This is a genomic window from Hymenobacter roseosalivarius DSM 11622 (assembly GCF_900176135.1).
Classification (GTDB): Bacteria; Bacteroidota; Bacteroidia; order Cytophagales; family Hymenobacteraceae; genus Hymenobacter; species Hymenobacter roseosalivarius.
On the sequence record NZ_FWWW01000101.1, the window covers coordinates 1 to 22,523 of the forward strand.

General features: G+C 52.2%; 17 protein-coding genes. 6 read left to right on the top strand and 11 right to left on the bottom strand.

The window, feature by feature from the left end; all coding sequences use genetic code 11:
* Window positions 1-31: 31 nt before the first annotated feature.
* Together B9A24_RS19805 and B9A24_RS19810 are read right to left on the bottom strand one after the other, a co-directional pair.
* Window positions 32-544, bottom strand: a complete 513-nt coding sequence (locus B9A24_RS19805; RefSeq protein WP_084447760.1) for a PAS domain-containing protein — start codon at window positions 542-544, stop codon at window positions 32-34.
* 26 nt (window positions 545-570) lie between these two features.
* Window positions 571-930, bottom strand: a complete 360-nt coding sequence (locus B9A24_RS19810) for a hypothetical protein (protein WP_084447761.1) — start codon at window positions 928-930, stop codon at window positions 571-573.
* A gap of 409 nt (window positions 931-1,339) precedes the next feature.
* On the opposite strand from B9A24_RS19810, the gene B9A24_RS19815 reads away from it, so the two are divergent.
* From B9A24_RS19815 to B9A24_RS19825, 3 genes are all read left to right on the top strand, one after another.
* Window positions 1,340-2,032, top strand: a complete 693-nt coding sequence (locus B9A24_RS19815; protein WP_084447762.1) for an SIR2 family NAD-dependent protein deacylase — start codon at window positions 1,340-1,342, stop codon at window positions 2,030-2,032.
* A gap of 265 nt (window positions 2,033-2,297) precedes the next feature.
* Window positions 2,298-6,023 carry a BamA/TamA family outer membrane protein gene (locus B9A24_RS19820; RefSeq protein ID WP_084447763.1) on the top strand — a complete coding sequence of 1,242 codons (3,726 nt, stop codon included), beginning with the start codon at window positions 2,298-2,300 and terminating at the stop codon, window positions 6,021-6,023.
* 134 nt (window positions 6,024-6,157) lie between these two features.
* Window positions 6,158-7,189, top strand: coding sequence for a Ppx/GppA phosphatase family protein (locus tag B9A24_RS19825; RefSeq protein WP_234997553.1), 1,032 nt, complete (start codon window positions 6,158-6,160; stop codon window positions 7,187-7,189).
* A 91-nt stretch (window positions 7,190-7,280) separates the two neighbouring features.
* Here the strand turns inward: B9A24_RS19825 and ppk1 are convergent, their stop codons facing one another.
* Window positions 7,281-9,575, bottom strand: a complete 2,295-nt coding sequence (ppk1, locus tag B9A24_RS19830; protein WP_084447764.1) for a polyphosphate kinase 1 — start codon at window positions 9,573-9,575, stop codon at window positions 7,281-7,283.
* 211 nt (window positions 9,576-9,786) lie between these two features.
* Here ppk1 and B9A24_RS19835 point away from each other — a divergent pair, with 211 nt between their 5' ends.
* Window positions 9,787-9,978 (top strand): WCX domain-containing protein, encoded by a 192-nt coding sequence (locus B9A24_RS19835; protein WP_084447765.1) that lies wholly within the window; start codon window positions 9,787-9,789, stop codon window positions 9,976-9,978.
* Window positions 9,979-10,174: 196 nt separating this feature from the next.
* On the opposite strand, the gene B9A24_RS23020 is transcribed toward B9A24_RS19835, so the two are convergent.
* Complete coding sequence (locus B9A24_RS23020; protein ID WP_262490615.1) at window positions 10,175-10,303, bottom strand: hypothetical protein; 129 nt, start codon at window positions 10,301-10,303, stop codon at window positions 10,175-10,177.
* 88 nt (window positions 10,304-10,391) lie between these two features.
* Complete coding sequence (gene gyrB, locus B9A24_RS19840) at window positions 10,392-12,374, bottom strand: DNA topoisomerase (ATP-hydrolyzing) subunit B (RefSeq protein WP_084447766.1); 1,983 nt, start codon at window positions 12,372-12,374, stop codon at window positions 10,392-10,394.
* A gap of 244 nt (window positions 12,375-12,618) precedes the next feature.
* On the opposite strand from gyrB, the gene B9A24_RS19845 reads away from it, so the two are divergent.
* Window positions 12,619-12,891 carry a hypothetical protein gene (locus B9A24_RS19845; protein ID WP_084447767.1) on the top strand — a complete coding sequence of 91 codons (273 nt, stop codon included), beginning with the start codon at window positions 12,619-12,621 and terminating at the stop codon, window positions 12,889-12,891.
* Between the two features lie 176 nt (window positions 12,892-13,067).
* On the opposite strand, the gene B9A24_RS19850 is transcribed toward B9A24_RS19845, so the two are convergent.
* From B9A24_RS19850 to B9A24_RS19870, 5 genes are all read right to left on the bottom strand, one after another.
* Window positions 13,068-14,081 carry a polysaccharide deacetylase family protein gene (locus tag B9A24_RS19850; RefSeq protein WP_084447768.1) on the bottom strand — a complete coding sequence of 338 codons (1,014 nt, stop codon included), beginning with the start codon at window positions 14,079-14,081 and terminating at the stop codon, window positions 13,068-13,070.
* The gene (locus tag B9A24_RS22865) at window positions 14,059-15,690 is read right to left on the bottom strand and encodes a glycosyltransferase (protein ID WP_143435104.1); all 1,632 of its coding nucleotides are present in this window, start codon (window positions 15,688-15,690) and stop codon (window positions 14,059-14,061) included. Before B9A24_RS22865 ends, B9A24_RS19850 begins: the two co-directional genes overlap by 23 nt.
* An 86-nt stretch (window positions 15,691-15,776) precedes the next feature.
* On the bottom strand, window positions 15,777-17,048 hold the full coding sequence (locus tag B9A24_RS19860; RefSeq protein WP_084447770.1) for an ABC transporter ATP-binding protein: 1,272 nt from the start codon (window positions 17,046-17,048) through the stop codon (window positions 15,777-15,779).
* Window positions 17,049-17,054: 6 nt separating this feature from the next.
* A complete protein-coding gene (locus B9A24_RS19865) occupies window positions 17,055-17,912 on the bottom strand; it encodes an ABC transporter permease (RefSeq protein ID WP_084447771.1) in 858 nt (285 codons plus the stop codon).
* A gap of 77 nt (window positions 17,913-17,989) precedes the next feature.
* Window positions 17,990-18,892 (bottom strand): glycosyltransferase family 2 protein, encoded by a 903-nt coding sequence (locus B9A24_RS19870; RefSeq protein WP_200813979.1) that lies wholly within the window; start codon window positions 18,890-18,892, stop codon window positions 17,990-17,992.
* A gap of 166 nt (window positions 18,893-19,058) precedes the next feature.
* On the opposite strand from B9A24_RS19870, the gene B9A24_RS21850 reads away from it, so the two are divergent.
* Complete coding sequence (locus B9A24_RS21850) at window positions 19,059-19,427, top strand: hypothetical protein (protein WP_143435105.1); 369 nt, start codon at window positions 19,059-19,061, stop codon at window positions 19,425-19,427.
* A gap of 792 nt (window positions 19,428-20,219) precedes the next feature.
* On the opposite strand, the gene B9A24_RS19880 is transcribed toward B9A24_RS21850, so the two are convergent.
* The gene (locus B9A24_RS19880; protein ID WP_143435107.1) at window positions 20,220-22,112 is read right to left on the bottom strand and encodes a right-handed parallel beta-helix repeat-containing protein; all 1,893 of its coding nucleotides are present in this window, start codon (window positions 22,110-22,112) and stop codon (window positions 20,220-20,222) included.
* Between the last annotated feature and the right edge of the window lie 411 nt (window positions 22,113-22,523).

Here is a 22,523-nt window from a genome sequence, read left to right on the forward strand (position 1 = left end):
GTGCTTTTTTATATAACAATTGACATACCTTTCATTCGCCTAAGCGCTGGTGCAGGTTCTGCACTTCACGCTCCAACTCCAGGTTGCGGAAAGTGACTTTCATTTCCAGATCTGCGTAGGAGCGCTCGAGTTGCTGCTGCAACTGCTTTTGCTCCTGAATATCGGTGCAGGTTCCAAACCATTGCTGAATAACGCCGTGCTCATCGCGGCGGGGCAGAGCCTGCCCCAGAAACCAGCGATACGTGCCGTCTTTAGAGATAAAGCGATACTCAATTTCGTAAAATTTGCTGCTGGCCAGCGACTGGTTCCAACGGTCGCGGGCGCGTTGGCGGTCGTCGGGGTGGAGCAGATTATTCCACATTTCGCTGCCCTGACTTTGCTCTACGGTATAGCCCGTAAAATCAATCCAGCGCTGATTGAAGTAGGTGTGGTAGCCGGTAGGGTCCGTAATCCAGACAAGTTGAGGAATTAGCTCAGCCAGAAAACGGAATTGCTGAGCATCAAATTGGGGCTCAGCGGCTGAGCTAGTGGAGGAGTTCACCATGGCAAAGTAAATAGCAGAAAGTGAAATCAGGGTTTGGCGAGTTGGATTTCCATGCCCGACTGAAAGTAAAGGCTGAGCTGACTTTGGGCTCCATCGGGGGAGCGGCGCAGGCGCGTAACCAAGGCCTGGGTTTCTTCCTTTGCCAACTGCATCTGTAAGTAGGGACGACTGAGCAGGCTGTCACGCTGTATGATCCAATGGCCACCATCTTGCTGAGTAGGCGCCTGCACCAGTAGTACACCGGGCTGGAACTGAAAATGCGTAGCCTGGGCCAAAGCACTAGCAGGATCATTACTATTGAGTACCCGATCTGCTACTCGCCAGTCGCCGGTCAGGTACTCGTCGGGCAACTGTTGCAGATTAATATCAAAAAGAAGATCGACCATAAATAAGCGAAGCAGATCGGAAGTAGAATAGCTACCAGATAAAATTCGGTGTGCACAAATCAGATAAGTTAGAATTAGTGCAAAAAAGTAAACCCACAACGGCTCAGTTTAATTTCACATAAACGCATATAATTCACTTAATATTTAAGGTAAAATTTGCTCAATATGGTACACGTAGTTGCATAAAGCGCGCCGTTATACTTGGCACTTAAGAAGATACCTGAGCTTTTCCGGCTTATTCTTTGACCACATCAGTAGTGGAATATTTATAAGAAATAAAAAACAGAAAGCGGTTTCAGGCATGAAAACAGTAGCCTGACGGGCTTGCTACCATCTATATGAGGCTGGCTATTTTTAAGTATTTGTGCGTATTTAGTTACCATCTCACACCCCCAATTAAGCTTCATTCGTGTCGAAAAAGATAGTAGTTCTTACTGGTGCTGGCATAAGCGCGGAAAGTGGCTTGGCTACCTTCCGCGGAGCCGATGGACTTTGGGAGGGCCACCATATTGAGGACGTAGCCTCACCCGAAGGCTGGGCCCGCAACCCGGAACTAGTGCTTGATTTTTACAATCAGCGCCGCTTGGCCGCCCGGCAGGCCCAGCCCAATGCCGGCCACCTTGCCTTGGTAGCGTTAGAAAAAGGCTACGAGGTGGTCATCGTGACGCAGAACGTGGACGATTTGCACGAGCGCGCCGGCAGTAGCCGGGTTATTCATTTGCATGGCCAACTGTTTCAATCGCGCAGCACCCGCCATGAGGAACTCGTTTACCCCATGACCAGCGACCGTATTGAGATGGGCGAGCTATGCGAAAAAGGCCACCAGCTACGGCCCAATATCGTCTGGTTTGGGGAGGCCGTGCCACTGATGGAACGAGCCATTGAGGAAGCTGCTACCGCCGATATCTTTATGGTAGTAGGTACATCCTTGCAGGTGTACCCAGCAGCGGGCTTGCTGCAATTTGCCCCCCAGAGCTGCCCTATCTATGTAATTGACCCACATCAGCCCCCGCTAACAGGGCGGCGTAACGTGCGCTTCGTTGCCGAGCCCGCCACCACGGGTGTACCCCGCGTAGCGGCGGAGCTGCTGGCTGAATACTGATTGGCAAGGTCCTCAGACTCAGAAAAAGATGGACAGGCTGAGAGTCAGTATCGTAGACTCTCAGCACTTACGCGGTTGGAGTAAAATCTTGAGGGTCAGAAAGCTAGTAAAGGAACCTAAAAAAGCCCCCCAGGCCCTTCAATAGCAGTTTCGCTAAACTTTTGGGTAAGGCACAGCGCATAGAGTCACTCAAAACATATAAGTATTATAATATTAACTTGAGTAGACTGTCTTTCGTAAGGACTAGCTTCTTAGCTACTACCGTATGAAAGCGCTGTGTCGCCGTCTGATGCTGGCAGGTTTCGGCCTTATTATAGCCTGCTCAGCTTTTGCTCAACCCTCGCCAGCCCATACTGTTTACCTGTTTGGCAACACGGCCACCGCTGAGCTCTCCTCTACTCGCCTACGCGCTTTACGGGTCGCTTTGGAGGCCCAGACGGGAGATTTCACCGTGGTGCATTTGGGTGATATCGCAGTGCCGGCCGGCTTCGGGACCAAACGAGATTCAAGCCGGGCTGCTGAAACTGCCCGCGTCGATGCGCTTCTTGCTTTGGTACAAGGCCTACCCAATGGCAAAATCTACTTTGTGCCCGGCGACCGGGACTGGGCCAACTCCGGCCCCGACGGCCTGAAGCGAGTGCGCCGCCTGGAGAAATACATTGAGCAAAATTTACCCGGTCAGAATGCCTTCGTCCCCACCAATGGCTGCCCAGGCCCCGAAATCATTGATGTAGCTCCGCTGGTACGGTTAGTGGCTCTGAATACTCCTTGGTGGACCCACCCCTTCAAACGGCCGGAGGCACCTGATACTGATTGTAAGACATTAACGAAGGAAGAGTTTCGGGAGCAGCTGCAAGACGTGCTCGACGACACGACGGACAAGAATGTGCTGCTGGTAGGCCACCAGCCCGTTATCAGCAACGGCGTTTACGGGGGCCACCAACCCTTGTCGCGTCACTTGTCGCCGCCCATACTAGGCACGGTGTATGCCGCCTACCGCCAAAACGTAGGCACCCCGCGCGACCTGGCCAATCCGGCCTACCAGGAGTTCAGCAAAGAGATGCTCAGTACGCTACGGGAGCATCCGGGAGCCGTATATGCCGCCGCGCACGAGTATAGTTTGCAGCTTACCCGCGTCGAAGGCAACTACCATCTCATATCGGGCAGCCTAGCGGAAAAGCAATCGGTTGGCACGAATGCGCGGTCACAATTCAACAAATCGGCAGAGGGCTTTACTAAGCTGGAATACTTCACTGATGGTACCGTAAAGGCTTATTTCTATACTTTTTCAACTGAAAGCACCGCCGTACGGGAAGCGTATGCCAGCACTCTTTTTCGGTCAGCCTGCGACGAAAACCGCCAGAGCGATATTCCTGTCAATAGCTTCATCCCAGAGTGCCCTACCGCCCCCCAGCGCATAGCCGAATACAAGCCGGATGCGCCGTTTCAGCCCATCGTGACGGTGGTGCCGGGGCCACAGTATGCCGTTGGACCGGGGCGGGAGCTTTTTTTGGGCTCTTTGTATCGCTCGTCCTGGACGCAGCCAGTGCGGGTACCGACCCTGAACCTGGCAACCGAAAAAGGGAGGCTGCGGCCTTTCGGACGCGGCGGCGGGCGCCAGACAACTTCCCTCAAGCTCATTGCCGCCGATAGCTCCGAGTACGTGTTTCGGTCGGTAGACAAGGATGTAACCCGAATTTTGCCCCCCGAGCTGCGCGGCTCCATCGCCGCGGATGTGCTGCGCGGTATCACGCCCACTGCTCACCCCTACTCGGCCCTCGTAACCGGTTATCTGCTGGACCAGACTGACATTCTGCACGCCCGACCCCGCCTGTTCGTGCTGCCTGATAACAACCAGCTTGGCCCGTACCGTGAGCAGTACGCTGGGTTGCTGGGCACGCTGGAAGACCGCCCGACGGACCCAAAGCCCAACCTGCCCGGTTTTGGCAACTCCGATAAAGTGCAACGGTCCTTCAGCTTTATTCGCCAGCTCTACAAAGACCACGACAACCGCGTGGACGCGATGGCCCTGAGTAAGGCCCGCGCTTTCGATATGCTGGTGGCCGACTTTGGCCGGCACGAAGACAACTGGAAATGGGCCGCCTACAAAGATGGTAAAAGCACCGTGTACAAGCCGATTCCCCGTGACCGGGACCAAAGCTTTACGCTCTGGAATGGCCTGCTCACTTACCTGGCCAACCGCGAGTGGGTGGTGCCCAGCATTGAGGATTTCCAGGAAGAATTTCACGATCTAAAAAGCCTGAACTGGCCCGCCCGCCACTTAGACCGCTTTCTATTGCAGTCGCTTACGCGGGAGCAGTGGCAGGAAGCGGGCCGCTACATCCAATCAACGATTACGCCGGCCGCCATTGATCAGGCCACGGCCCGGCTGCCCACCGAAGTGCAGCCAATTTCAGGGCAGGATCTTAACCGCAAACTCAAAGTCCGCGTTCAGGAGCTGCCCAAGGCCTTAGATGACTACTATCTGTTGCTGGCTCGTCGGGTGGATGTGGTAGGTTCCAACAAAGGCGAGGTATTTCAGGTAGACCGCCAGCCTGATGCCAGCGTGCGGGTGCGGATGTATGATCGGGCCAAAGACAGCGACCAGCCGGAGGGCGAACCACTCTATGACCGCACTTTCAGACCCCAGGAAACGAAAGACATCAGCCTGTACGGGCTGGATGGGCAGGATATTTTTAACGTATCGGGCACCACTAAAAACAGCATACTGATACGCGTTATCGGTGGCGAAGGCAAGGACCGCATCAGCGACGACTCCCGCGTACGCGGCCTGCGTGCCCTTACCAAAGTGTATGACGTACCTGCCACCGACCTCAAGTTAGGCTCCGAGAGCAACAACCGCACTTCCCGCCGCCCCGACGTTAATCACTATGACCGGGAAGCGTTTGAATACAATAGCTACCGGCCCCGCGCCACGGTTATCTACAACCGTAATGACGGTTTTGGAGCGGGTTTGGGTGTTGATTTTTTGCGGCAGGGCTTCCGAAAGCCTGGCTTCAGCAACCTGTATTCGTTTGATGTTCGGGGCTCTTCCAATGGCAACTTCCAGGTATCATTGGCATCGCGGCATCGCTATGCCTTTGGCAAATGGGACATTGGGGCGCGCGCCGAGTATGGCAACTTCTTCCCGTTCTATAACTTTTTTGGCCTCGGCAACGACACCCGCAAAGACGAAAATCTGTTCGACGCCAACTACTATCGGGCCCGCTACCGGGGCATTACGGCGGGTGCTTTTACGGAGCGCGTTTTCTTAAACCGCAGCATCTTCCGCATCGGCCCGACCTACGAGCAATATGAGTCAGAATTCGCCCCTGATGGCTATTTGGGACTGCTCAAAGCCGGCGATTTACCCATACCAACTGACCGGGTGCCCAATGCCGAATTTCAGCGCTTGATTGGCCTGAATACCTTGCTGGACCTTGACCTGCGCGACCGGCAAAGCTTCGCGCGGCGCGGGGTACGCCTGCTGGTGCGCCACGATAGCTACCATCAGCTCAATCGGGCTAAGGGCAACTTTGGTCTTACCCAGGGCTTCGCCGAATACTACGGTACGGCCCGGGTCGGCATTCCCATCACGCTGGTACTAAAGGGTGGCGGGGCCCGTAACTATGGCGACGACGACGAAATTCCTTTCTACAAATTCACCAGCCTGGGGCTAAACGAAAACCTGCGCGGCTACTACCGAAACCGCTTCACCGGCGACGCCAGCCTTTACCTGAACTCGGAGCTTCGCCTGGCCCTGGGCCGCGTTCAAACGGCCTTTCTACCCTTTTCCTACGGCGTATTTTGCTTCTACGACCGGGGCCGGGTGTACTATAAGGGAGCCTCTCCCGATGGCTGGCACGACGGATACGGCGCCGGCTTCTACCTGGCTCCCGTCAGAGACCAGTTGGCTCTGTCATTTTCGTATCAAAAATCACCCGAAAACGGCTTGATACGATTTGGCCTGGGCTTTCGTATCGATCAGTAGACTGGCTTCGCTCCTGCTGCTGGCGTGTCCAATTGTGGATCAATCTGGCGTATAACTGCTTATCTATAGAGTTAAGTCTTTGAACGTCAGATATTTTACATCCAGTCAGCTCTGCTTTCCGCAAACGGCTATCTTTGAATGCCATTTCCACTCTCACCTCACCTACCTTTCTGATGGAGTATCCCCTACTGAAGCTGGCCGCCATTGACATTGGATCGAATGCTGTACGATGCCAGATTTCGGCGGTGCTGGTGTATGAGGGGCGTTTTCGGTTAAAGCGTGTGGAATATGTGCGCTACCCTATGCGCCTGGGTGAGGATGTGTTTGCCACCGGTGACATCTCACCCGCCAAGGCTGATAAGTTTGTCAAGTTTCTGCATTCGCTGAAGCTGCTGATGGAAGTGCATGAGGTAGCGCACCACTTGGTTTGTGCCACCTCCGCCATGCGCACCGCCAAAAATGCGCCAGCTTTGGTTGAGCGCGTACGTAAAGAACTGGGTTTGATCATCGAAGTAATTGATGGTCAGGACGAGGCTATGTACATCAATAGCGTGATTGAGCATGTGCTCGAGGACAATAAGCACTATCTCCACATTGATGTGGGCGGGGGCAGCACGGAGTTCAACATCTATCACAACCGCCATAAAGTAGCTACGCAGTCGTTTGAAGTCGGTTCTATTCGGCGGATGCAGCAGGAAGAGACCGGGCTTAACAGTGATGCGCTCAATGGCACCTGGGAACGAATGGAGGAATGGGTGACGGAAAATGCCCGGCGCTACCACGTTACACGGGCCATTGGTACCGGCGGCAACATCAATAAGCTATATAGCCTGGCCAAAACCCAAACTACGCTCGATAAGCCCATCACACGCAAGCGCATCGCCTCTCTGCTGGACAATCTGACCAAGATGACCATGGATGAGCGGGTGAACGTGGCCATGCTTAACCCCGACCGCGCCGATGTTATCGTGCCAGCAGGCCAAATCTATCTTTCAGCCATGGAATGGGCCAACATCAATACCATGCACGTCCCGGATATTGGCCTGAAGGATGGCATGCTGCAAACTTTATTTGAGCGCCATTTCGAGGACTTCCGTCCCGCCAATGACTACTCCGGCCTTACCCCTCACCCCGACGTTCAGAACTCCCACAGCGGAGCTGAATAGTTTACTGGGAAATAAAGTGCTTAAAAAAGCCCCCAGAACCTCAAATAGAGGCCAGGGGGGCTTTTTAAGTTTTATCCATTTATGAAGCTGTTTAAACATCCTGAGGAACATCGCCATCGGGCAACTCCTCTTCGGCACCGTGATTGAAAGATGCCATCTCAGCTTCCATTTCAGCGTCTTCCATGTCAGCATCCGTTGGGAAGTCGGGCGCGGTTAATGGCGGGCCTTCGTTGGAGACAGCATTATCGGTTTGTAAATCAGCGCGGGTGAGCCACTCTTCATACAGTGAGTTTTCGGACACAGCCGCATAATGGCGATGATAAAACTCCTTATGCACGTTGAAAACAGCCTCTTCCGGACCTGGGTTGCGCCGCACATACGCCCCATCCTCCCGCATCAGGTAGGTATTCTGGTTGTCTTTAAGGTTGAAATACAGAATATTGATAGCTTCCCGCTTTAGGGCGGGGTTTACAATCAGAAACAAGGCTTCAATCCGCCGATCGAAGGAGCGCACCATTAGATCCGCGGAGCCAGCATACACTTTTGGCTGGCCGCCGTGGTGAAAGTAAAACAGCCGCGAGTGCTCCAGGTAGTCACCCACGATGCTGCGCACCTCAATGTTTTCGCTCAGCCCGGCCCGGCCCGGCCGTAGGCAGCAAATACCCCGCACGATAAAGCGAATGGGGACGCCGGCCTTGCTGGCCTTATAAAACTCATCAATCATCTCCTTGTCTTCCAAGGAATTCATCTTCATCACAATACCGCTGGGTAAGCCTTTCTTCGCATTCCGAACCTCCTCCCGAATAAGATGAATAAGCTGCTGGCGCATGTCTTTGGGCGCCGTAATCAGGTATTCGTAGTCATCGGGCTGAGAGTGGCCGGTAATTACGTTAAAGAATTCAGACACGTCGTGGCCGTACACATCATTGGTGGTGAGCAGGCTCACGTCGGTGTAAATGCGGGAGGTTTGCTCGTTGTAATTGCCTGAACCCAAGTGCACGTAGCGCGTTACCTTCTCCCCTTCCTTGCGGATAATCATCAGCATCTTGGTGTGGGTCTTGTACTTGCTCACCCCATAGATGACAAAGCAGCCCGCCTTCTCCAAACGGGCACCTTCCCGAATATTACGCTCCTCATCAAAGCGCGCTTTCACCTCAAACAGCACGGATACGTGCTTGCCGTTTTCGGCCGCTTTCAGTAGCGCTGCCGTCACACGGGAGTCGTCGGCCAGGCGGTAAATAGTTTGCTTAATGCCCAGCACCAGCGGATCCTCCGCCGCCCGCTCCAGCAAGCGCACCACCGGGTCAATGCTGTTATAGGGGTGATGTAGGAGAACGTCATGATGTTTGAGGTACTCAAACATGTTTTCCTCAGCCCCTTCCGGCAGGCTAAGCGGGGCCACCGGAATAGGCTGGCGGGCGGCTTTTCCCCGGAAGTTGGGATGCTTCAGAATTTGCAGCAGCCCTTTCATATCAATCATGGAGTTGATAACGAACACGTTGCCGTTGTCAATTTTCCACCGTTCCTTAAGTACCGCCATCAGTACGGGTGAAGCCTCCTTCTCCACTTCCAGACGCACCACGCGCCCCTTCTTGCGGGTTTTCAGGCCTACCTGAATCTCCTTGATAAAGTCCACGTCGATATCATCTGACTCTTCCAGCGTGAAGTCGCCATTGCGGGTGATGCGAAACATGTTAGCCGACTCGATCTCGACGTTGCGAAACAGCTTGGGCAGGTTGGCCCGCACGATTTCCTCGATAGGCACGAAAATGACCTTGTCCTTGCGCGTCAGCTCAAAAAAGCGCGACAGGTTCTGCGGAATCTGCACGAAAGTGAGCCGCTCCTGCCCTTTCTCCCCTTCCGCCTCCGTGCGCGTGACTACGCCCAGAATCAGCATCTGATTCATCATCAGCGGGAAGCCATGGTAGGAGTCGTACACCATGGGCGTAAGCAGCGGAAATAGCGTGTTTTTGAAGTAGCCATCCGCTTTCTTCAGCTCCAGCTCAGTCAGCTCGTCCATGCGCAGAATGTTGAAGCCGCTCTTCTCAAACTGCGGCTTCAGCTCATTCAAATAGGTGAGTGACTGGTCGTTTACGAAGCGATGAGCGAAGTCCAGCAGCTTGCGCCGAAACGGCATTTCGCGCAACCCCGAGTAGTCGATTCGCTCTTTCCCGTAGTCGATATAGTTATAAAGTGACCCCAGCCGAATCATGAAAAACTCATCCAGATTGGAGCTGGTAATGCTCATAAACCGCAGCCGGTCAAACAACGTCCGACCATTATCTTTGGCCTGATCGAGCACCCGGTAATTAAAGCGTAGCCAGCTTAGATCGCGGCTGATGTACTTGCTTTTGCGGATAAGGTCGGCTGATTTGAAGAGTTTCATAACGAAGTGTAAGACGCGAGTGGCAAGTTACGGCTTCGCGGGTATCGGTAGGAATCCGGGCAGGAAAAGAAAAATAAGCAATTCCTTGAAATCGACATGCTTTGACGCGGCCACTTACTTTGCGCATTGCTTCGGCATCACGCGGCCCACGGACGGGCAGGAGCCGCAGAAAATTCTGCTACGCTTCGCGCCCGTGTAGGGCCGCTACACTTTGAGCTACCTGCTGCACCCGTCGCAACGGCTGGTGGCGGCAACCGAAGCGGCAATTTGCATGCGGCTGACCGTGTATGATACGCACGAGCTAGGTATGGAGCTGCTCAGCTACGGGCCAGAGGTGGCAGTGCTGGCCCCGGCCGGTCTGCGGGAGTGGGTACGGGAGATGCATACAGCTTCGTACTCGTGACGGTAGTCGCAACCTAAAATTCAGGCAAGAACTAACGATTCATCAAAAACCACAGCTGATCCTCCACGATATGTACGCGGTTTTACAGCGTGTTAAGCTTCTCTACTACTTCGGCCAGCTTCATTACCGATGAGCGCAGTTCGACTATAATCAGATTAGTTTTGGCCTGCTGCTCCTTCAACCCGCTAATGTCAGTTCACATTTCGCGGATGTCGGTTTTCGTTTCGCGCATCTCACCTTTCATCTCGCGCACTTCATCAATCAGCGTGTCCTGCCGCTTGATCTGGTCTGACAACAGCTCAATGATGCGCTCCTCGTTTTTCATTCTTGCTCTGGGTTGCATGTTGAAACAAGACAAACAAAAAAAGCCCCCTGACGTTCCAGGGGGCTTTTTCTTTCTACTAAATAATGCCTTACACGTCCAGCTTGGCGTACTTGGCGTTTTTCTCAATAAAGTCGCGGCGGGGTGCTACCTCATCACCCATGAGCATGGAGAACAGATGGTCGGCTTCGGCGGCCGATTCCACGTCGACGCGCTTCAAAGAGCGGGTAGCGGGCTGCATGGTGGTGGTCCAGAGCTGCTCGGCGTTCATCTCACCCAGACCCTTGTAGCGCTGCACGTTTACCGTTTCGGGCTTGCCGCGACCCAGCTCTTCCTGAGCTTCCTGGCGCTCCTGCTCGGTCCAGCAATAGCGCTCTTCCTTACCACGCTTCACCAGATACAACGGCGGCAGCGCGATATAGATGTAGCCATTGTCGACCAACGGCTTCATGTAGCGGAAGAAGAAGGTCAGAATCAGGGTCCGAATGTGGGAGCCGTCAATGTCAGCATCGGTCATGATGATGACTTTGTGGTATCGCAGCTTGGTCATATTCAAGCCTTTCGGATCAGCCTCCACGCCGTTTTCAGGGTCTGCCGGCGTGCCAAACGACACGCCCAACGCGGTAATCATGTTCTTGATTTCCTCGTTCTCGTAGATGCGGTGCTCCTGAGCCTTCTCCACGTTCAGGATTTTACCCCGCAGTGGCAGAATAGCCTGGAAAGCGCGGTTGCGGCCCTGCTTGGCCGTACCGCCAGCCGAGTCACCTTCGACCAGATACAGCTCGCAGATTTTGGGGTCCGATTCGGAGCAGTCAGCTAGCTTGCCGGGCAAGGAGTTAGACCCAAGCACCGTCTTGCGCTGCACCATCTCGCGGGCCTTGCGGGCCGCGATGCGGGCGCGGGCGGCCAGAATCACCTTCTCCACGATGATACGGGCCTCCTTCGGATTCTCCTCCAAGTACTGATTTAGGATTTCGCCTACGGCCTGGTTTACAGCCCCGCTTACGTCGGAGTTACCTAACTTGGTCTTAGTCTGGCCCTCGAACTGGGGCTCCTGCACCTTCACCGAAATAACGGCCGTAAGACCTTCGCGGAAGTCGTCGCCCTGAATCTCCACCTTCGCCTTCTCCAGCATACCCGATTTGTCGGCGTACGCCTTCAGCGTACGCGTCAGAGCCGAGCGGAAGCCAGCAACGTGCGTACCCCCTTCGATGGTGTTGATGTTGTTGACGTAGCTGAAAATATGCTCCTGGTAGGAGTCATTGTACTGCAAAGCCACTTCCACCGGCGTACCACCCTTCTCGCTGATTACGTGAATAGGCTTGGGCATGAGCACGGTACGGCCCGCATCCAGGTAGCCAACAAACTCGCTCAGGCCACCTTCTGAATAAAACTCCTCATACAGGAAGTTCCCATCCACGTCGTTGTCGCGACGGTCAGTGAGCGTGATGCGAATGCCTTTGTTCAGGTAGGACAGCTCGCGCAGGCGGGTGGCAATGGTTTCGTACTTGTAGACTAATTCCGTGAAGATGGAATCGTCGGGCAGAAACTCCACCTGGGTGCCATGCTCCTCAGTATCCCCGATTTGCTTGACAGGATACTGTGGAACGCCAATTTTATACTCCTGCTCGTAGAGGTGGCCATTGCGGCGCACCGTCACTTTCAGGTCCTTGCTGAGCGCGTTCACGCAGCTCACGCCCACGCCGTGCAAACCGCCAGAAACCTTATAGGAATCCTTGTCGAATTTGCCCCCCGCGTGCAGTACCGTCATGACTACCTCCAGGGCCGAGCGGCCTTCTTTCTGGTGGAAGTCGACGGGGATGCCGCGGCCGTTGTCGCGAACGGTAACGGAATTATTTTCGTTGATGGTGACTTCGATTCGGTCGCAGTGGCCGGCCAGGGCTTCGTCGATGGAGTTGTCCACTACTTCCCACACCAGATGGTGCAGACCCTTTACCCCCGTATCGCCGATGTACATACTGGGCCGCTTGCGTACGGCTTCCAGTCCTTCCAGTACCTGAATGCTATCCGCGGAGTACTCGTCGGGGGCTTTTTTCTCTTTCGTTTCGCTCATGGAATGCAGGTAAATTCAGCGTCAGTGTTAATAGGCAAAGATACCGATTTTATTCGGTTTTTGCCAGTGCAGGCCTGCTTCTGACCCCTGGTATCACCCCCCAAAAAGCGCGCCTGCGGGGGCGGAAAAGGCTATTTTAGCGGTCTGCTGCTACCGCCGGCGCGGCACCAGCACCGGCCTCCTGCCGCCGGCGCGGAACTCCTGGCTGCCTGGCTTAGTTTTGAAACCTGCTACCTTTGCCCCTATGCCACACGAAGTTGCCAACCTGACCCTGGCCGAAGCCACCCGCCACGCCCCGTTCGTGGAATATGCCCGCTGCCTCAACGCCGCCGACCGCCCCCTCAACCACATCGGCGACTGGCCCGAGGAGGGTCACCTCTACCCCGTCCGCGTCGTCGACTCGCACCTGGAAGGCATTCCGCTGGTTCACGTGCTGGGCTTCCGGGCCGAGGCCCCGTACTTCAATGCCTACGCCCCCCACCGCTTCGAGCTGCTGCATACCGTGTGGCTGAATTAGCCCGGCTTTGTCCTAGAATTTAAATTCAACAAAAAGCCCCCCAACGGTTAGCTGGGGGGCTTTTTGTTGAATTTAAATTCTGTTTTCTATGCGCCTGCCTGGCTTATTGGCCCGGTTTTCAGCTTGAAGTCAGGCAGCTCACGGCGGTGCAAGCACAGAGGAGTAAGTTGTGTCGCTCACTTACCCCACTGCTGTAAGCGTCGCAAAAACTCTTTGCCATTCCAATTGGCAACCTGAAACCGACCCATTTGGTAGGGATCCGTTCGGTGGGTGATTACCTGCTCCGCAGTTGTAAAAGCGGCTTTAAAGCCCGTATCAGCCGCAATCAGCGTCGTTTCCTGTGTATGGTTTCCGTACGGATAAGCCAACAAACTTACTTCTCTGCTGCTCATCTGGGTTAACGCTTGCTGGCTGGCAAGCATTTCCTGCCGTTGAAACGCCGGTGCGTGGTTAGCCAGGGCTGGATGGGTCACGGTATGCGCCCCCATTGTGAAGAGCGAATTGGCGCTAAGCTCTCGTACCTGCTCCAACGACATACTATGATACTCTGGCCGCGACCCCAGCGGCAAACCGGCCCACTCTCTGATATGGTGCAGTTCGCGCTGCTGCTCGGCGTAGGGCAAGGGCTTCAGAAGCTCCCAGAGCTTGTAATACATGGCAGCGCGCCTGGAAGGCGGCGCTTCTTTGTAGGCCTTCCACTGCCGGTGCTTTTGAATTAAATCTTCAGTTAGCCTCTGCTCGTAATCAAGATTTATTGTAACAAGCTGCCCATTAATTGTACGCGAGAACACTGGCGGAACCTGCTCAGCAAATAAAATATAATAATCCAGCTCATCTGACCAGAACTCCTTATGCTGGCCCAGGTTTCCGGAAGCAATAAAAAAAGTGGCGGGCAACTTATACTGTTCGAGTAGTGGTTTGGCTGCTAAATAATTATCTACGTAGCCGTCATCAAATGTGATAACTATACTTCGCCGATGTAAAGTCTGCTTAATTAATCTATCTGCCAGCTCATTCGCAGTAGTTACATTTCCAATATTTTTCAAGATGTGCAGCTGCTGCTCAAACCTGGCAGGCTCAACAGCTAAATCCCAGATATCCGAGTGAGGCTCAGCCACCCGATGATACAGCAGCACGAGCGCCTTAGGCTCAGCGTAGCTGCGAATTTTACGAAGCAGTTTTCTTATCAATGGAAGCTGGCTTTACAGCCTTTACAGTATTGATAACCTGAAACTGTGAATCATAAAAATCGAGCTGATCAGGAGTAACTTCCGAAACGCCCATTCCATACAAAAAGGCAGAGGCGGCAAAGACATTACCATATGAATTTATGACCATTGTTTCTTCCGGAAACGACTCGGGCAATAAACGGCGCAAAGCGGCATCCGTAAAAGACCAGTACCATGTTTTCCCCCATTCACCCCGGTCTATAGGCGTAATTCCGGGCACGGTGATAAGTAAAACACCCCCTGGCTTTAGTATACGATAACACGTGGTGAGCGCCTGCTTGTACTCATAAATCAAATGCAGCGTTTGCGTCAGGATAATACAATCAAATAGAGCATCCGGAATGTGGGGCGCATCACTTAAATCACCAACGAATGTGGCGCGCGGGTTGCTGGCATCTATGTGCAGAATATCACTTTGCGTAACGCCTTGCCCAAACCGGACCGTATACTCATTATCGCCAATTTCCAGAACGCGGCCGCGAATCGTACCGGCCTCGCGCTGAAGAAAGTTCTCGATATAATACCGGTCAATGGGGCCACCCCGGTCATAGCCAAACTCCGTGCTGAATGGCCTACTGCGCGCAAAATCACCCAGCGCCACCTGCCTTACTGACGGCAGGTACGCTTTGTATATTCCTGTCTGGTGCAAAAGCCGCAACCCGAATTCAGGCGCGTATTTCTTGATTAGCTGCTTTATCATAGATGCTCTCATCTCCAAAAAATATCGTAAAGCCAAAGGCGGCTGGTGCTCTAAAAGAGTGGCTATTTCAGCTTGGGTTGCCGGTGTAGCTGATGCCCTAAGCTTTCGGTATAGCGCAGTGGCGTAATATTTTTTCCAGTAAACTCTTCCATGAACGCACGCCTGTTTCTCCGAAGCGCTTTGTAAGTGCGGTATCTGCCGATCCAAGACAGCCAGGGCCGTCGATAGCATCAAAGGAATGTTACCGGACGAGTTGGCATCATGGTGCCTATACGTGGCGATCAGCTGGGTATGGTGAGCAACGGGGTATACACGGGCAACTCGCAGATACAGCTCATAATCTTCGCATCCTCTAAGCCCCGGATCAAAGGTAAAGACATCAAATACCCAGCGCTGCCACATCACGGTTGCCAGCATGCTGATATAATTTTCCTCCAATAAGCGGACATAGTGATTGGCAGGTATTTCGCGTATTGTTTGCTTGACGACTCCCGCTGCGACAAACACATCGTTGTAACCACCTGATACAAAGGCTAACGCAGGGTTCTGCCTCAGGTAGTGCAGGTTAGTAATCAGGGCATTGGGCAAGAGCCAGTCATCCGCGTCCAGAAACACCAGAAATTGACCCTTGCTGTGAGCAATACCCATATTCCGGGCTGCTGACGGACCTTGGTTGGTTTGATAAACATACTTGATGGTGGGGTGGCCCGCTACTACTTCCCTTGTATCATCCGTTGAGCCATCATCAACCACCACTACTTCTATGGCTGGGTAATTCTGTTGCCATATACTATCAAATGCTTCCGACAGATAAGCCCCATAATTGTAGCAAGGAATAATTATTGAGATTAAGGGATAAGCTGTAGACACGGTGCAATCTAAAATGTCAGCTTACCCCAAGCCCGGGCAGTTGAACATGAGTTGTAAAAGAGTGAGTTAGAGGAGCCAGCCTCTTCCTATTGAAGCACCCATTCAGTCTGGGTAAGGCGAAAAGGGAGAAGGGGCCGGACAGCCCCCCACCATTTGCCATACCATTTAATCTCACCCCGGTAATCTTCCAAATCAAACGACAGACATTCCTCATAGTCATAAAGCGAAGTAGAGGTATCCTTCACCACGTACAAGGAAATGTAGTAGGAGCCGTCATTAAGAAAATTGCCGGGAATAGTGCATTCACCGGAAACGATTCCTTTTTGGCACATAGTGGCGGTCGAGGGCACGTCGAAAATGCACTCGCCACTGTAAGAGAACAACACCAAGCTGGTGCTGATCAGAATTTCGTCCGCAAAATTCCAGAATTCAAATTTTATCGTCAGGGGCGTGCGAATGTCGAGGGGAGAGTCGGGCTGCGCGTGCTGGGGGACGAGCTCTATGTATTTAAAACGAATCCGGTCATTGCCTGGGGCGTCGGCGGGCTGATCCCAGTTTTGTTTGAGCTTGAATTGCTGAGCGTTAGCCAGGTATTGATTGACTACGGTAGTGACTTCTCCCAAGGCCTTCACTTGTCCGTGCTGCAGCCATAAACACTTCTCGCAAAGGTTAGTCACGGCCTGCATACTGTGGCTCACAAACAAAATAGTGCGGCCGGCACTCTGCGACACCTCGCGCATCTTGCCCAGACACTTCTTTTGAAATTCGGCGTCGCCCACCGCCAACACCTCATCCAGAATGAGGATGTCGGGTTCCAGATGAGCTGCCACGGCAAAAGCCAGGCGCACGTACATACCAGATGAATAGCGCTTTACGGGGGTATCCAGAAATTTTTCAATACCCGAGAAGGCTGCTATTTCGTCATACTTCGCGCGAATCTCGGCTTTGCTCATGCCCAGAATGTAGCCACTTAGAAAGACGTTTTCCCGGCCGGTCAGCTCAGCCTGAAACCCAGTTCCTACTTCCAGCAAACTACTGATCCGGCCCCGGCCCCGCACAGTTCCCTCCGTGGGGCGAACAATGCGGGAGATAATTTTGAGCAGGGTTGATTTGCCCGCACCGTTGCTGCCAATAATACCCCAGATTTCGCCTTTCTTTACCTCAAAGCTCACGTCGCGCAGCGCCCATAGCGTCTGGCGGCGTACGTCGGTCGGATCCAATTGAAAGAAGGGATCTTCTTTTTTCCGAATAGCGGTAGTCCACCACCGCTGTAGGTCCTGGCGCAATGAGCCAGTGCCGATGGTACCAAGCCGGTACATCTTCGACAACTTTTCAACCTGCAAAGCTACGTCTGACATAGGCAATTAGATGACGTCAATCAACTTACTGCCCTGCTTATTGAACGTTAGAAGCGAAACCAGCAGCAGGACGAGCGTGAAGCTGATACTATAAAGCAGTGGCCCTGTTGAGACGAGGCCTTGACCAAGCAAAGCCCAGCGAAATAATTCAAACAGCGAAGTCAGGGGGTTGAGCTGTACCACCCACCGCCACTTTTCCGTCACGTACTGCATCGGGTAGATTACGGGCGTCAGAAACATGAGCAGGCGTACGCCCAGCCCCACGACGAACTTAACATCCCGGTACTTGCCCGTCAGCACCGAAAACAACAGCCCCAGGGCTAAACTTTGGATGCTCACTACCACCATTACGAAAGGAACCAGCAGCATCCAACCCAGGGGATGGGGTTGCCAGGCAGTGAAAAGCAGATAGTACGCTATCAGCAGCAACAAAAACAAAAACTGAATGCCAAAGCTGATAAGGAAGCCGCTAAGTTGAGCAAATGGGACAATCAAACGAGGGAAATAGACCTTGCTGAAGATGTGGGCATTATCGCGGAAAATGGAGGAAGTACCCGTAAAAGCATCGTTAAACAGGTTCCAGAGGATAATGCCAGCCATGTAGAAAAGTACTGGCGGAGACTCCCCTGTCGAAATACCAACGACCTTCCCAAAAACCAACACGTAAGTAATCATGGTCATGATGGGCTGCAACAATAGCCAGAGCGGCCCCAAAACGGTCTGCTGGTAACCCAGTAGAAAGTCCCTCCTAACTAACCCAACCAACAAGTAGCGATACGACCAAAGCTCCGGCAGGCCAGAGCCCCACCAACTGGCTTGATTTTTAATCTCCCAGTCCCAATTTCTATCCGTGCTTGTTAACATTGCAGCATTTAAAAAAATGTCATAAACTCATCGTTGAGCAGTTTTCGCAACTATTACACTCACTGCTGTTCTGATTTTTAAAATTTGTTATAACGTAAAATGTCTTTCGTGTAGAATTTCAAAACAGAGTAAATAACTTTTATATCAGTGCTCATCATTAAAGCCCCCCGCGCCTGAACAAAAGCAGACTTCGGGTCTGTGGGATACAAATGATTAGCAAGGGACACACAATAAAGAGAGTAGTCGCGAAGAGCAATTTTTTTAAGCTGCTTGCGCAGATTATCCGGCAGATACTGTTGAATAATATCTATCACCTTTATGATATCCCGCACATTCTGGCCATCTCCAATGGAACGAAGCGTAATACTATCATTTGTAAGGTATCGATAATATGCAAGGCACTTTGGAGAATAAGCAACCGGGAAATGTGCTGCTATTCGAGTCCACATTTCCCAATCTTCCCCGTAGTGAACTGCAAAAAATCCCCCGAGCTGTTCATAAACACTTCTTTTTACAACGATGGCGGGAGGCTGCACTTTAACGCTTTTAGCCATTTGTATTAAGAAATCGTCTATTATTTTTGACATATTTGTAAGAGGAGTATCTACAAATATTTCCTCCCGCTTCATAAAAGCTATATTAGTAAAGGCGGCACCAGCTTCAGGATACTTGCTGAATAGCGTGGCTATCTCCGTATAAAATCCTGGCGCTACCCGGTCATCTCCATGCAGGATATGAACCCATTCACCAATCGAGCGATTTAGGCAAGTTTCGAAGCTACGCAAGCTGCCACGGTTTTTCTCGTGCCGGAAGTATTCTATTCGACCCTTACTTACAGACTCGACCAGGGCCCCTACGTCGCCATCAGTGCTGCAATCATCAATTACAGCTATCTGCATCCGCTCCGGACCCAGATCCTGAGCCAATACGCTTTCCATTGCCTCCTGCAAATAAGCAATACAGTTATAGGCTGGAATCATTATGGACCATAATGGCCGCTGAACATTGTCAGCGACGGGAGCAATCGTAGGAGGAATGCTCGGTGTTCGCTCAAGTGAATCAGTACTGGCTTTAGGCGACGCACTAGTCTTCATAGGAATATGTACAACAGGGAACTCCTGTATCAGATAGCAATCACTTCCAAGAGTGAATAACCCATTTAACAAAAACGCAATCCTGACAAGCTATTTCGGCTACAAGATACATATTTCTCAATATATTTCTAAATTATATCCATTTTCTTACTTTTTTCATGTAGAGTCTGTCTCTTCGCTTCCCTATGTATCTCGTAAGTTAAGCGTTCGCTCCTCCCGGCAGGGCTCGCACTGCTATCTTCAGCGCCACGGCATGGACCGCCTGCTTTGGCTGAATAAGCAGGGTGTGCCTTTAGAACAAGATTTAAGGCCTCTTTTACCGGCTAACTTTACGTTGCTTCTGCTGGGGTGGGTTTACACCGGGGAAGGCGGGTGCTCCTTATTTATAGCCATCGACGTTGACGGCAGCAGAACACGCTGAACTTTGTATAGCTACCCCGCAGGCCAAGAGAAGGTTGTGAGCTTTTTCTACGCCGCATCCCGCCAGCCTTATGGTATTAAGCTAGAGTTGGCTTATGCAGTAGACACCAACTGCCACAAAATCAATAAGCTTGGTGAAACTACACACAGTTTGAAGAATCTTGAAAAAGCCCCCCAGGTGCTTCAAACCGGATCGACGACCGTAACCACGGTAGTCCTAAAAGTAGAGAGCATTATAGCAGTTTCGCAGCTGGGGTATACATTTGCTAGTGGTAATGCCTGATGCACAGTATATTGTATCCCGAAATAGGTGTACATCGTTCGTGAAACTGCTATAGTTGCTGATGAGCAACGGCCCCCCATTGGGTAACGCATCCCATCAGATATGAGCGCTTCGCCGCATTTTTGACTAGAATGGCATTCAGCACCGTTTCCACTAAGGTGGCTTAGCTTCTGGACTACTGGTCAAGTCAGCCGAACGAGCCGCTCCTTAAAAAAAGCGCACACATCATTAGCAGGCCACGGACAAGCTCGACCAACCTTACACACTTTTGTACTGCGTATGCCTGAGAACGGGCACCGGGCCGATTTTGACGGAGGTAGCAGCAGGTCGCCAGGCAATGGGGGCAGTCGCTTTCGGCAACCAAGGCTACATAGGCCACGCTGATAGGGCAGAAAGACTTCGTGCTGCTTCACCCTGATATGTGCTTGCTGCTTGCCTTTGTAGTCATCGCAACGTTTTTCCTCTAGGATACCATTCTGCTGGGGTCGTGCCTGGAGTAGATTGACCAAATCAGTTTGCTACGATGATGGGTTTGGAGCAGCGCAGTACGCCGTGCTCGATTTGGAGCAGGTAGCGCCCTGCCGGCAGTCCTGTCACGGAAAAAGCAACCTCCGCCGCGTACTGGCGAATGCAGCTTTGCGCGCGGCATAGCCGACCTTGCGAATCATAAAGACGCAAACTTACCGGGGTATTAAGACCAGTTTCTGAGGCAAACACCACCTTCACCGTTTCTGAGGCTAAGGTAGGATAAGCCGTACACCAGGCTTGGGAGTTAATACCAGGCGACGTACGAGTGGACAGCACGACATAGTTGTTTTCTGACGCCCCTATATTACCGGTCAAACCAAGCTGGGGTGTCGGGTTACCATAATAGTCCCGTGGGCCAGGGGTCTGGTTAAAATCAACTAACAGATTCAGACCTGCGCCTAGTAGCGAGGATACAGACTGCAGGTGGTAAGTGGCTGCCAGTAGAGGAGTGGTAGGTGCGTTTCGAGGCAGCCGGGATTCCTCGCCTGACATTATTAAGTGCGGATCGGCGTTTATACCACACGCCCTCGCCCTTACTTGCTCCTGGCCAGAGGCCGTGCGCCATGCGTTTAGCGTAGTATAGCGGGTGCCCCCCCAGTCCAGCCCTAGCTCAGCCTCGGCGCTCCAATAACAATTGCCCTGAAACAGCACTGCATCCATGCCACTTGGCTGCACATTGACCACCGATAAGCCCCCAGTGGTATAAAATATATTATTACGTAGGGTGATAGCACTAATACCGCCACTGGTTATATCAACGGCCTTTGGACGGGAACCATTGGTTGGCGGCGTCAGATACACCGTATTATTGTAGATTGAGGCCCGCTGAATACCGCCGCTAGCTCCCGACGACCATAGCATTATAGCACCATGACTATTGCGGCGAGCGTCATTTTCGCTGATATTATATCGTATGGTAACATCAGTTAAAGGAGGAGCACCATCATATTGAGCTAGCAAATAGCCCGCTCCTTCATTATCGTGTGAATAGTTGTATTGTAAGATTGAGTTAGTGCATCCCCCGTCAAGGTCAAAGCCACCGCCATCGAGAGCGGTACCTGAGCGGTTATGATGCGACTCGCATTCTTGAATCACGAGGTTGTTGCAGTGGTAACCCCATATACCTACCGGGCCACCGTAAGGGTTAGCGTTAAGCCAACCATTATTATAGGATTCACAATGCTCAATCAATGCACCGTCAATGCCCGAGAGAACAATTCCATTACCAGTGTGAAGGTCAGTAATGTCGGCCCTGCCGGAGTTGTCATAGGTTTGGCAGTTAGCTACATACCAATTAGTATGTGCCCGTAGCGTTTCAGCCCACGATTGAATACCTGCTTCCCCATTGGCATGGCTACGAGAGTTGGTAATTCGCACGTTGGAATAGCCACTACTGCCATTCCAACTGCCTATCAGAATACCTGCTGACTGATAGCCACTGACATCAAGGCTGTCCAGGCGCAGATGGCTTAAATGCGTATTAGCGGAATCAACATAGAGTATGACGCCTGAATTTGCGTTGCTCAACCGACCAGCACCAACAAAAATCAGACGCCGCAACTCAAGGCCAGCCATGTTGTGGCCATAAAAGCCGAAGGAGGTACCACTTTCGATAGTGGCGCTGCCCCGGCCGTAGGAGCTAATAACAATAGGCTGCGCGGCTGTACCCTGACTATTACCGCGCAGCCAGATACCACCCGAGAATGTTTGACCGCCGGCAAACAGAATCCGGTCGCCCGGCTGATACCGCCTGGCATTGACGCGCCCCACCGTACGCCACGCGGAAGCTACCGATGTACCAGCAGCAGCGTCATCGCCATTTGAATTAATATAATACGTGCTCGCCTGAGCAGACCAACTGAACAAGGCAATCAATACTTGGAAAAATATAATTATTAATCGCATCTTCTTTTTCTAAAAGGGTGATGCGTAAAGGTATACGAAGCGTTTATTATAAAAATATAAATATTTACCGGTTGGTTTTTGACTTATTAGTGAATATTTAAGTCTTTTTAATTCATACTAGATGAAACCTGAAAAAAGTATGCTTTTACAATTTTTTTGAGCTAGTGCAATTCTCTAAGCCTTTATAGCATGGTGCTCAAAATTGAAACGAACAGTTATGTATATTTTTTTTGGTGTCAGCCCTAATGCGCCGCAGGAAAAGTGATGAATAGCCAAACGGATAGAGAAGCTTTGGACATCCGGTACACCATTTCTATGGGCATCTACTGTTGCAACGCTCACTCATCAGGTACGAGTAAGAAACCGGATGTCTATCAGGAG